The sequence below is a fragment of the Flavobacterium poyangense genome (assembly GCF_011751075.1).
In the GTDB taxonomy this organism is placed as follows: domain Bacteria; phylum Bacteroidota; class Bacteroidia; order Flavobacteriales; family Flavobacteriaceae; genus Flavobacterium; species Flavobacterium poyangense.
Map to the genome: position 1 here is coordinate 130,963 of NZ_JAALLN010000004.1, position 11,882 is coordinate 142,844.

The 11,882-nt window shown below is 35.5% G+C and carries 10 protein-coding genes; 3 read left to right on the plus strand and 7 right to left on the minus strand.

The window, feature by feature from the left end; all coding sequences use genetic code 11:
• Positions 1–231 precede the first annotated feature (231 nt).
• Positions 232–1,083, plus strand: coding sequence for an AraC family transcriptional regulator (locus tag G3A47_RS10100; RefSeq protein ID WP_166922039.1), 852 nt, complete (start codon positions 232–234; stop codon positions 1,081–1,083).
• 310 nt (positions 1,084–1,393) lie between these two features.
• Here the strand turns inward: G3A47_RS10100 and G3A47_RS10105 are convergent, their stop codons facing one another.
• Entirely contained in the window at positions 1,394–1,927 is a 534-nt protein-coding gene (locus tag G3A47_RS10105) for a 5' nucleotidase, NT5C type (RefSeq protein WP_166922040.1), read from the minus strand.
• A gap of 88 nt (positions 1,928–2,015) precedes the next feature.
• Between G3A47_RS10105 and G3A47_RS10110 the strand changes: the two genes are divergently transcribed.
• Complete coding sequence (locus G3A47_RS10110) at positions 2,016–2,765, plus strand: DeoR/GlpR family DNA-binding transcription regulator (protein ID WP_243860412.1); 750 nt, start codon at positions 2,016–2,018, stop codon at positions 2,763–2,765.
• A gap of 320 nt (positions 2,766–3,085) precedes the next feature.
• Here the strand turns inward: G3A47_RS10110 and G3A47_RS10115 are convergent, their stop codons facing one another.
• From G3A47_RS10115 to G3A47_RS10135, 5 genes are all read right to left on the minus strand, one after another.
• Positions 3,086–4,519 (minus strand): TolC family protein, encoded by a 1,434-nt coding sequence (locus tag G3A47_RS10115; RefSeq protein ID WP_166922042.1) that lies wholly within the window; start codon positions 4,517–4,519, stop codon positions 3,086–3,088.
• Complete coding sequence (locus G3A47_RS10120; protein WP_166922043.1) at positions 4,512–7,679, minus strand: efflux RND transporter permease subunit; 3,168 nt, start codon at positions 7,677–7,679, stop codon at positions 4,512–4,514. Before G3A47_RS10120 ends, G3A47_RS10115 begins: the two co-directional genes overlap by 8 nt.
• A 34-nt stretch (positions 7,680–7,713) precedes the next feature.
• Positions 7,714–8,796: an efflux RND transporter periplasmic adaptor subunit gene (locus G3A47_RS10125; RefSeq protein ID WP_166922044.1), complete on the minus strand. Its 1,083-nt coding sequence runs from the start codon at positions 8,794–8,796 to the stop codon at positions 7,714–7,716.
• Positions 8,797–8,969: 173 nt separating this feature from the next.
• Positions 8,970–9,350: a hypothetical protein gene (locus tag G3A47_RS10130; protein ID WP_166922045.1), complete on the minus strand. Its 381-nt coding sequence runs from the start codon at positions 9,348–9,350 to the stop codon at positions 8,970–8,972.
• 204 nt (positions 9,351–9,554) lie between these two features.
• Positions 9,555–9,959 carry a GNAT family N-acetyltransferase gene (locus tag G3A47_RS10135; RefSeq protein ID WP_166922046.1) on the minus strand — a complete coding sequence of 135 codons (405 nt, stop codon included), beginning with the start codon at positions 9,957–9,959 and terminating at the stop codon, positions 9,555–9,557.
• A 181-nt stretch (positions 9,960–10,140) separates the two neighbouring features.
• Between G3A47_RS10135 and G3A47_RS10140 the strand changes: the two genes are divergently transcribed.
• Positions 10,141–10,704 (plus strand): PorT family protein, encoded by a 564-nt coding sequence (locus G3A47_RS10140; RefSeq protein WP_166922047.1) that lies wholly within the window; start codon positions 10,141–10,143, stop codon positions 10,702–10,704.
• A gap of 303 nt (positions 10,705–11,007) precedes the next feature.
• On the opposite strand, the gene G3A47_RS10145 is transcribed toward G3A47_RS10140, so the two are convergent.
• Entirely contained in the window at positions 11,008–11,628 is a 621-nt protein-coding gene (locus G3A47_RS10145; protein WP_166922048.1) for a tetratricopeptide repeat protein, read from the minus strand.
• Positions 11,629–11,882 lie beyond the last annotated feature (254 nt).

Here is an 11,882-nt window from a genome sequence, read left to right on the forward strand (position 1 = left end):
TTTACAACTAGTAACTAGTAGCATGAATTATTTCCAGCAATCTAAACAAAAAATGCATTTTTTTAGAAGCATTAAAATCAGAATAACTTCCGCTAAAAAATTGCAAATTAATACTATTTTATAATGTAAAACTTTAATAAATATCTATTAATTCAAAATATATCTTACAAAATTCAACTGTATTTGATTGCAAATTATTATATTTCACTATTCTAAAAGGTAATCTTTATTATGAAAAATAATGTATCACACGAACCTTATGAATTGGTTCTTACAGAATTAGTAGATGAATCTCCAAAAAGCGAGCAAACATCCAGTTTTTTCGAGCTTGTATACGTTGTTCAGGGAAATGGATTACAACATTTTGCCGGCAATACGGTTGACTATGAGCAAGGCCATTTGTTTCTTTTGACTCCAAAAGACTCACATCGTTTGAATTTTCAGGAGCCCACAAAATTGTTTATTATTCGATTTAATACGGTTTATTTAAACGGAACTTCACAACAAGAAATACTCAGACCGATAGAAGTAATTCTTAAAAATGCTTCACATGAAGCCGGTTGTATCTTAAAAAATGACGATGATAAAAGGATCGTTCATCCGTTAATAGAAGCTATTATAAGAGAACATCAAAACAAAGGATTGTATCAAAAGGAGTTGCTCACTCAATACATCAATACGCTGTTGGTAATCGTTGCCCGAAATGTTATGTCCACCCTCCCGGAGAAAATTAACGATCAAAGTGATCAGAAAGTAGTTCAGATCTTGCAATATGTACAAGCTAACATTTACAATCCTGAAAAACTTAGAGGGGAACACATTAGCAATAAATTTGGAATCTCTGAAAGTTATCTGGGGCGTTTTTTTCGCAGACATACCAATGAGACACTTCAGCAATATCAAACGACTTACAAGCTCAGCTTAATTGAAAATCGCTTGCTGCATACCCATATGCGTATCAATGAAATTGCTGACGAATTTGGTTTTACCGATAAAAGCCATCTCAACAATATGTTCAAAAAACACAGAGGATTCAGCCCGTCTGAATACCGTAAGATGTTTTATGGGTTAGGAGGGCTTTGATTATTAAGAACGATTCGGGAATCACAGTTTAACCGAAAAGCCGAAAAGTTTTTTGCACGCAGATTTAGCAGATTATGCTGATATTTTTGTTTTGTTATTTCGATAAAAAAAATCTAAATAAATCTGCTAAATCTGCGTGAAAAAAAAAATCCAAGCAAACAAAAGACAAGTCTCACTTAAGTAAAACTAACTTTTAATTATTATTAAACTCAACAACTTTGCGGTCCTTGCGAAAAATATTTACGCACTTTGCGGTTAAGCTTTTTAACCGCAACAACTATATTAAATTAACTTTTAATACCTTATTAATTTATAAGGTTTTATGCAAAACAGCAACAGCCTCTTTCCAAGTATTTACTCTTAGGTAGTTTTCTTTATCTGTGTTGTGAAATGAAGTAAACATGATGGGTTTACCCATGCAAAAATCTAAATTCTTCGGGTGATCATCAATCATATAATCAGTATTGATAATTCTTTTGCTACCGCATAAAATAATATTTTCCCAGCCAATAAAAGAAAAATGTTCTCTAAGCCATTCTAATTTTTCAGCAAGAGACAGCGGAAATTCCATTGCAGCAGAAACAATAAAAATTTCAAAATTTTCTTGCAACAAACGCAAACTTTCAACGGCGTCCGTCATTACAGGCAGTGTTCTAAAAAAATCTTTGGAGTTCAAAATAGCACGTAAATTTTCTTTTCCCGGAAATGCTTTTTCTTCACTTAGACCCTGAATGTTTTCTTTTGAGATTGCAATTCCGTATTGCTCTTTGTAATAGGTAATCAAATGGGTTTCGATATCGGCAATCACACCATCCATGTCAATTGCAATTGTTTTCTTTTTCATAGTAGATTAATTTTGCGGTAAAATTATGCAAAAACTGCAAAACATTGCAAAATTTAACTTATTTTTGCAATATAAATTTGCAACACCAATGAAAAAAGAAGAGCGTCAAAAAATAATAGTGGACTATTTGTCTAAAGAACATCGTGTAACTTCAACAGAATTGAGCGACTATCTGAGTGTTTCAGAAGACACGATTAGACGTGATGTAAAAGAACTCTCGGATCAGGGTCTTTTAAAGGCTGTTCGTGGTGGTGCTGTTGCTCCATCTCCTATTCCGCTACATTATCGCAAAAGAGAAAAACACGATATTGAAAACAAAAAAGTCATCGCTGAAAAGGCTATTTCTTATCTTAAAGACGGGCAGGTCGTATTTATTGATGGTGGAACTACCTCGTTGGCTTTAGTACAAAGTTTTCCTTATGATTTGAAAATAACTGTCATAACAAATAGTTTTCCTGTAGCGGTATTAATTGAAGATTTACCCAATATTGAATTGATTTTTGCCGGCGGAAAAATGTGTAAAACGTCTTTTGCAACCGCCAGTATCGAAACAATCGATTTCTTTAGAAACTTTAGAGCTGATATTTGCATTTTGGGAATCTGCAGTATTCATCATGAAAGAGGTATTACCGGAGTTTTACACGATGACTCACAGATTAAAAAGAATATGATTCAAAATTCTAATTTTGTAATCGCCCTGAGTTCCATCGAAAAAGTAGGAACTGCCGAGTCTTATCATGTATGCCCTATTAAAGACATTAATGTACTGGTAACAAATATCTCTCCCGACGACAAAATTTTAAAGGTTTACAAAGACGCCGGTTTAACAATCCTTTAAAATATGTTGTCGTAACTGTTTTAGTTTGCCACGACCCGAGCGATAGCGAACAGGCGAAGCAATTGCACGAATTCACACGAATTGTTTTGTTTTAATGCGAACACAAGTATTGAATGTCTACAATGAATCCAAAAAAAAACCTCAAATCTGTGAAATCTGTGGCTATAACTTTTTTGCCACAGATTTCACAGATTAAAAAGATTACATCCAAGTTTTTAAAATTTAATTCGTGTGAATTCGTGCAATTCGAGGCTAAAATAAAAAACCTCCCGGGAGCGCACACTCCCGGAAGGTTTTCATCTACAATTCAAAAACACTATTTATTTCCAGCCTCCACCTAAGTCCTTGTAAACATGAACTGCGGCATTTAATTGGTCCTTTTTGGTTTCTATTAATTCTAATTTTGATTCTAAAGCATCTCTTTGTGTCATCAGCACTTCAAAATAATCTACTCTGGCAGATTTAAATAAGTCATTAGAAACATCAATAGAGGTGTTTAGAGCTGCTACTTGTTTTGATTTTAAATCGTAACTTTTTTCTAAGTTACTGATTTTTGAAAGTTCATTTGAAACTTCAATATAAGCGTTCAAAACCGTACGATCATAATTGTATAATGCCTGAAGCTGTCTTGCATTGGCATTGCTAAATTCTGCTTTGATCGCATTTCTGTTTATCAACGGTGCAGCCAGATCGCCTGCTAATGAATACAGCAGCGACTCCGGAAACGTTAATAAATAAGAAGGATTAAATGCATTTACTCCTATGGCAGCCGAAATATCCAAAGAAGGATAGAATTCGGCACGTGCTACTTTTACGTCCAGTTTTGCAGCGGTAAGTTCCATTTCGGCTTGTTTGATATCCGGGCGATTCTGCAATAATTGAGACGGAATTCCGGAACTAACAGTTGATGGCAACAAACTTAAAAAGTTGTTTCTATCTCGCTTAATTTCCTGTGGATATTGACCCACCAAAAAGTTAATCCTGTTTTCCGTCTCTTTTATTTGCTGAAGAATAACAAACTCCTTGCTTTTCGAATCCATCACCTCAGCCTGAAATTTCTGAACCCCCAGTTCAGTTGCTCTTGCAGCTTGTTTTTGGATTTTTACAATTTCTAAAGCATTCGATTGCAATTCTATATTTTGTTTTACAATGTCCAACTGACTGTCAAGAGCCAATAATTCATAATAAGAACTGGCTATTTCTGCAATCAGGTTAGTCACCACAAAATTCTTTCCTTCGACGGTTGATAGATATCGGCTCACTGCTGCTTTCTTAGAATTACGCAATTTTTTCCAGATATCTACTTCCCAGTTGGCATAAGCGGCTACTACAAAGTCACCAAGTGGATCGGGTGTTTCTTTCCCGGGTTTTATTTCTGTAGTGGCATCACCGGCACCCTGACTTGTATATCTTCCGACTTTCTCTACTCCTGCTCCCGCTCTTACCCCTACTTTTGGCAGATAAGCTCCTTTTTTAATACGGACGTCATTTTTAGCGATTTCAATTTCCTGCAAAGTGATCATCAATTCCTGATTGTTTTTCAGGGCGGTATCAATTAACTGTACCAGATTTTGATCCTTAAAAAAATCACGCCACGGAATAGTAGCGGTATTGATTGTATCCTTACTATTGGTGTACGCCTCAGGAACAATCTTTTTATTTGGAGTTTCGGTTGTAGCCTGTGGTGCCTTGCAGCTGACTGCTGCAAGACAAAGACCTAACACAATACTATATTGTAACTTAAATTTATACATGATTATTATCAATTTCTTCTGTTAATGGATTCTCTCTTTCATGTTTTACCAATTTGTGCTTCTCTGCTATTTTTGCAAAAATGTAATACAATCCCGGAATAATAAACACCCCACAAATGGTTCCTAAAAGCATACCTCCGGCAGCGGCTGTACCAATGGTTCTATTCCCGATTTTACCGGGACCCGTAGCAAACGCAAGCGGCAATAATCCGGCAATAAAAGCAAATGAAGTCATTAAGATTGGACGGAACCTTGCTTTTGAACCTTCCATAGCCGATTCAAAAACCGATTTTCCTGCTGCATGCCTCTGAATTGCAAACTCTACAATCAGTACGGCATTTTTACCCAGTAAACCAATAAGCATTACCATGGCCACCTGCGCATAAATATTGTTCTCTAATCCTGTTAGTTTTAGTAAAAGGAAAGCTCCAAAAATACCCGCCGGTAAAGAAAAAATTACGGATAAAGGAAGAATAAAACTCTCGTATTGAGCTGCCAAAACCAGATACACAAACCCTAAACAGATCAGGAATACCCAAATAGCCTGATTGCCTTGTGCCACCTCATCGGCAGAAATACCGGCCCAGTCAATATCATATCCTCTTGGCAGTTTTTTGGCGGCAACCTCCTGAATTACTTTAATGGCCGTACCCGAGCTATATCCCGGAGCTGCTCCACCACTAATCTCTGTAGAAGTATACATATTGTGTCTGGTAATTTCTGAGAGACCGTATACTTTTTCTAATTTCATAAAGGCAGAGAAAGGCACCATTTCATCGCGATTGTTTTTTACATACAGTTTTAAAATATCATCCGGTTGTGCACGATATTCCGGTGCCGCCTGAACGATTACTTTATAATTAATCCCGTATTTAATAAAACTGATTTCATAATTACTTCCCACAAGAGTTGACAGCGTATTCATTGCGTTCTCGATAGAAACTCCTTTTTGCTGTGCCAAATCATTGTCAACTTTCATCATATACTGAGGAAAACTGGCACTAAAGAAACTAAATACATTAGAGAGTTCTTCTCTTTTATTTAATTCTTCTACAAACTCCTTATTAACTTCTTCTAATTTTTTGAAATCACTGGTACCTGTTTTGTCCAGTAAGCGAAGTTCAAATCCTCCCGCTGCTCCATATCCCGGTACTGCCGGCGGTTGGAAAAACTCGATATTAGCTCCCGGAATATCTTTTGATTTTTCCTCCAGCTCTATCATAATCTCCTGTACAGAATGTTTACGATCGTTCCAGTCTTTTAAGTTGATCAGACACGTTCCGGCATTAGACCCTGTACCTTCCGTTAAAATTTCATAACCTGCCAATGACGAAACTGATTTTACACCTTCTACCGTTTCGGCGATCTTTTGCAATTTCTCTGCAATATTATTGGTTCTTTCTAATGAAGATCCCGGAGGCGTTTGAATAATAGCGTAAAACATTCCCTGATCCTCATTCGGAATAAATCCGGAAGGAACGGTACTGCTAACTAACCATGTTCCGGCACAAAAACCAACAAGTACCACTACGGTAACGATTCTTCTGTCTACGATTTTGGCTAATACATTTTGATATTTTCCCTGCGCAAGGTTAAACTTATTGTTAAAACCATCAATAAAAAGATTTACAGGAGTTTTCTTTTTAGGCTGACCGTGGTTGTTTTTCAACATCATCGCACAAAGTGCAGGTGTCAAAGTTAAGGCCACAATACCCGAAAGGATAATAGCGGTTGCCATTGTTATCGAAAACTGTCTGTAAAATACCCCAACCGGACCGGACATAAAGGCAACAGGTATAAATACCGCAGCCATCAGGAACGTAATCGCAATAATAGCTCCGGCAATCTCATGCATCGCTTTTTTAGTTGCTTTATAGGCAGAGAGATGCTCTTCTTCCATCTTGGCGTGAACGGCCTCAATAACCACAATCGCATCATCGACAACGACTCCAATTGCCAATACCAGAGCAAATAGCGTAATCAAGTTCAACGAAATATCAAAAAACTGCATGAAAACAAAAGTTCCAACCAACGAAACCGGTACCGCAATTGCCGGAATAACCGTAGAACGCCAGTCTCCTAAGAAAAGAAACACCACTAATCCTACCAGAATAAAAGCTTCAATTAAGGTGTGGATTACTTTTTCGATAGAGGCATCGAGGAATTTAGAAACGTCATATGAAATTTCATATTCCATTCCTTTTGGAAATTTCTGTTTAATTTTTTCCAGTTTGGCTTTTACGTCTTCAATAACCTGATTGGCATTACTTCCGAAAGATTGTTTCAATACAATTGCTGCAGAAGGACGACCATTCAAATTAGAATAAATATCATACATTGAACTTCCAAACTCCACTTTAGCAATATCTTTCAAACGCAACAATTCCCCATTGCTATTCGATCTTACTACAATATTCTCATATTGCTCTTTATTTGTAAAACGTCCGGAATACTTTAACACATATTCAAATGCTTGAGAGCGTTTACCGGAACTTTCTCCTGTTTTACCTGGTGAAGCTTCCAAACTTTGGCTGGATAAGGCTTCCATCACCTCATCGGCAGAAATTTTGTAGGCCAGCATTCGATCAGGTTTCAACCAGATACGCATGGCATATTCACGAGTTCCCAAGATATCTCCTGAACCAACACCGTTTACCCTTTTCAATTCAGACAGTACATTGATATCGGCATAGTTGTATAAAAACTTCATGTCGGTATTTTTATCCGTACTATAAAGATTCACATACATCAACATACTCGGAACTTCACGCGTAATTTTCACTCCCTCTCTTACTACCAATGGAGGTAATTTATTTGTAACCGAAGCCACACGGTTTTGAACATTAATAGCGGCCTGATTTGGGTCAGTCCCTAAATTGAATACAACCTGTATACTTGCCTCACCATCGTTACCGGCATCAGAAGTCATATATTTCATTCCCGGAACACCATTTAAGGCTCTTTCTAAAGGAATAACAACCGATTTGATCATCAACTCTCCGTTAGATCCCGGGTAATCTGCCGTAACATTTACCATTGGAGGAGAGATTGAAGGGAACTGGGTAATTGGTAAATTCAGTACAGACAGTACCCCTAAAAAGACAATGATCAGCGATATTACGATCGACAATACAGGTCTTTGAATAAATTTATTAAACATTTTTGTATTTTTTTAATGATTAAACCAATTAGACCTATTCTGCTTTAACACGTAAATGATTCATGACCGCTTTAGGAGATTGGTACTCATACTGAATCTTGTCATTTTCTTTTACTTTCTGAACACCTTCAAGTAAGATTTTATCATTTTCTGCCAGTCCGTTGCTAACCACATACAAATCAGGAATCTCACCTGTAATTGTGATTTCTTTTGAACTTACTTTATTGCTTTTATCAATTACAAAAACATATTTTTTATCCTGAATTTCATAAGTTGCTTTTTGCGGAATTACAATAGCATTTTTAAGAGGTACAAGCATTTGAATTTGCCCGGTTTCCCCATTTCTCAATAGTTTTCCGGTGTTAGGAAATCTCGCTCTAAAAGCAATATTTCCGGTTTCATTGTTAAATTCACTTTCGATTACTTCAACGTTTCCTTTGTATTTAAACGTTTCTCCATTAGCCAAAACCAAACCAACTTTAGCATCTGCACGGTCTTTAACATCGGTTTGATATTGAAGATATTCCGGTTCTGAAACGTTGAAATAAGCAAACATCTGACTGTTGTCTGAAAGGCTTGTCAACAACTCCCTTTCGTCGATAAGGCTTCCCAATTTTAACGGAATTCTGTCAATGGTTCCGTCAAATGGAGCTCTGATCTCTGTAAAGGATAAATGCAATTTTGCAAGGGCAACTTCTGCTTTTGCTGCCTGAAGTTTAGACATGGCAACCGCTTGTTCGTTTTTGGAAACAATATTTTTATCTGCTAATGTTTTGGTATTTTGTAATTCTATTTCAGCAGATTTTTGCTCGGCCTGAGCTTTAAGTAATTCCGCTTCATACATCTTAGGCATGATTTTGAACAATAATTGGCCTGCTTTTACAAACTGACCTTCATCTACATAAATATTCTGTAGAAAACCTTTTTCCTGAGCGCGGATTTCGATGTTTCGAACCGATTTGATTTGCGAAACATACTGTTTGGTAAATGAAGTATCAATTTTTACAGGATTTGTAACTGTAAATTTTTCAACCTCTTCTTTTTCTTCTTTTTTTGATGTACAACTGGTAAGGCACAACAAGGCAGCTAAGCCTGTTAACACGACAATTCTTTTCATGAGTATAATAAATGGAAATTAAGCGAATAAATGCCGGAAATAGGAAATTCCCAGGTCTGAAAATAAAATCAGTCGCCAGAATAAAACGTGAAAAGGTAGAATGAAAAAGTATCTCAAAAATACAATTCGCACTTATGCAGGATCACGCTTTGGCAACCGATGTATAAGTCGAATCAAATTCTTAAAACTCTCTGAGTAATATAAATAGGATTTGGCTGGCCACAAGATGGCCCTAAAATTTCAAAACGACTATAAGAATTTACAACAATCTGACGAGAGAATGCCAGATACAAATTAGCTACTAAGCTATGATTTGTTGCAAAAATTTTATTTGTAAGTCCATCTTTAAGCGTATCATTTCCAAGACATTCTTCATCAAGATCAACATCTGCATCTTCAATTATTGAACTGCCTTGCTCCTGATTGGTGAATTTTACGCGGTGTCTTTTTTCAAGATTGTGATGAGAATTCAGATGAGTTCCGGCATTAAGATATTGCCCTCCGCCCAGCAGAAGGAAATTCATGAATACTAAAAATACTACTAACTTTCTCATTCGAGTGCGAATGTAATAAAAGATCGGAATAAAAAAAATAAAATAAGAAAGTCTTAACAAGTCCAGACAAACGAAAACGTTTTCATTTTATAATTTATTTTTTCTACAAATAAGGTTTTGCAAAACCAACATAAAAAAAACAGAAACAAACTACTAATCAACAATTTAAGTCGTAAAAAAACAGCTTACTTTTTTGCCAAATCATTACAATAAAACTTCCATAATTGTAAAATTTTGCCCTGCTTTATTAAAGTTTTTATGGGTATCTTTCATTCCAAATTTTTCGTAGAATGCTTTTTTATGGCTACGAGCATTACACCATACTTTTGTAAGTTCCTTTTCTTTTGCCAATTTCAGGATGTAACGTAACAACTCTGAAGCAATTCCTTTTCCTTGATATTCTTCTAAAGTGGCTAATTTTCTAAACTGCATTTCACCATTAGAAATAAAGCAGGAAACAATCGAAACTAACTTTTCTTCTGTAAAAACTCCAAAATGCAAACCTAAATCATCTTCTGCCAGTTGTACAAATTCAAAAGGTTCGTTTGGCCACATTACCTCATGCCGAATCTGCCAGGTTTGTGATGCTTTAATTTCTCTAATTTCCATATGCTATTTGCTTGTATTCCATACTTTCAAATTTACAGTATTTTTTAACATTCTTTCCATAATAACAAGTACTCCTTACCACTATCTACCGCTATTATAACACCAAAATAATTCCGATTTAACAACCCATTCTGGTTAATAATATTTAATTTTATCCCATATAAATCGAATAGATTCAACTATGAAAAACTTCATTTTAGCATCGTTATTATGTATTAGTGTAAACGGTTTTGCACAATTAGTAACATTTGGCCCTCAATTTTCTTCTAATATCACTTCCGCCGTCACGGATGATTTTAGTTCGAAAAGTTCCGGAATGGGTATCGAAGTAGCCGGATTTGCAAGAGTAAATCTATTGCTTTTTTACGGTCAGGCCGAATTTGGATATTCTAAGTCAAGATTTAGTGTCTCTCAAACCGGAATTGGTGAAACCGAATATGAACTGGCGGGAACTGACGCTACCCTAATCGCCGGATTTAAAATTGTACCTTTAGGAAAACTAGGGAACGTTAGACTTTTTGTGGGTTATAATTGGAAAAATTACTCCAGCATAGATGCCAACAACAACTTGAATTATGTTGCTTTGGAACGTAATAACAGCAGCGTTCTCGGTGGTGTCGGAGTTGATTTATGGAAGTTTACTTTAGACTACCGATATCTTGCCGGTTTAACAGATCTGGATGCTTCTAACAGAAAATTAAAAACCGGAATTTCAAATATTTCATTAGGTTATAAGTTCCTGTAAGCAACCCCAAAACCTAAAATAAGTAAATATTGTCTCTTTTTACAACTAACTAAAAAGACGATAATAACTCTTGTAATTATTTTTAACACATAGAAACATAGTATCGAAAACGAGAAAAGACGTTTCACTTGTTTAAAATTTCAATTGTCAGTCTGAGCGAAGCCGAAGACCTCATCGTTTGTGTATGTGACAGAAATGAGTTTCTTTTCCTCGTTCCTTTTTATAAATGAAATCTATGTTTCTATATGTTAATTCTAATTTCTACAAATTGCATCCAATGAGAATGGCAATAAACTATTATTTCTATAGTTCTAAAACTTTAGTATAAAATCGTTCGGCGTTATTAGTACTAATTTTTTCGACTCCGTTTATATCTTTTTTGGCAATATTAATCAGGTGTAATATATTTCCCGATTCATTTAAAGAACAAATCCAGGCACTCCCGTTTGACCAAACAATTGCCGAAAATAAAGAATCTGCCTCTTCTTCGTTATAAAAAACCAAATCTTCCGTTTTTACCCACTTCTTCAATTTTGTCTTTTTATCTTCTTCATAAAACAAAACCTTTGTTTCGCTTATTTCAATTACTTCAGTAACTGTTTTATTTTCATCTTCTTCAGTTCTAACTGCCCAAGTTGGCTTATTACCATCCAAACGCCAGTTACCAAGTGTTTTAGAAAAAAAATCTTTCCTTAATCTCTTTTTTAAGGCCGTTATCTTTTTCATTGCTTCTTTCCCGACTTCATTCTCCCGATGTATTTTACAGGCAACAGAGAAAAGATCCAATGCTTTATCTAACTCCTCTTTTTTATAATAAGAAATAGCCAAATCATATCTGTTTTTCTGAAATGACACTTTTGAAGCGCCTTGAGAGAAAATTTCAGACGACAGTAATAAAACGAGGAAAACGAGATACCTTTTCATATTCATTTTTAGCAAAATTAATTTCATTTGCAAATTTTACAGAAACACAAATTAGAGCGCTTCGTTTCTATTGCGATGCCAAAAATATTTACTGTCAGTACATAAACTGATCCAAAAAAGACTTAAAACTAACAGGATAAGTTTTTTTACTCTAGGGAATACATCCCAAAAAAAGCCACTAAACAACACTCCTTAAAAACAAAAAACAATATTTTACCAACAACTTGTATACAAAAAAAACTGCCCCAAAAAGT

Excerpts from the sequence above, each read along its gene's own strand:
- G3A47_RS10105 (WP_166922040.1), bottom strand. The coding sequence starts at position 1,927 with ATGAAAAAGAAAACAATTGCAATTGACATGGATGGTGTGATTGCCGAT.
- G3A47_RS10115 (WP_166922042.1), bottom strand. The coding sequence starts at position 4,519 with ATGTATAAATTTAAGTTACAATATAGTATTGTGTTAGGTCTTTGTCTT.
- G3A47_RS10125 (WP_166922044.1), bottom strand. The coding sequence starts at position 8,796 with ATGAAAAGAATTGTCGTGTTAACAGGCTTAGCTGCCTTGTTGTGCCTT.
- G3A47_RS10110 (WP_243860412.1), top strand. The coding sequence starts at position 2,016 with ATGAAAAAAGAAGAGCGTCAAAAAATAATAGTGGACTATTTGTCTAAA.
- G3A47_RS10120 (WP_166922043.1), bottom strand. The coding sequence starts at position 7,679 with ATGTTTAATAAATTTATTCAAAGACCTGTATTGTCGATCGTAATATCG.
- G3A47_RS10145 (WP_166922048.1), bottom strand. The coding sequence starts at position 11,628 with ATGAAAAGGTATCTCGTTTTCCTCGTTTTATTACTGTCGTCTGAAATT.
- G3A47_RS10100 (WP_166922039.1), top strand. The coding sequence starts at position 232 with ATGAAAAATAATGTATCACACGAACCTTATGAATTGGTTCTTACAGAA.
- G3A47_RS10130 (WP_166922045.1), bottom strand. The coding sequence starts at position 9,350 with ATGAGAAAGTTAGTAGTATTTTTAGTATTCATGAATTTCCTTCTGCTG.
- G3A47_RS10140 (WP_166922047.1), top strand. The coding sequence starts at position 10,141 with ATGAAAAACTTCATTTTAGCATCGTTATTATGTATTAGTGTAAACGGT.
- G3A47_RS10135 (WP_166922046.1), bottom strand. The coding sequence starts at position 9,959 with ATGGAAATTAGAGAAATTAAAGCATCACAAACCTGGCAGATTCGGCAT.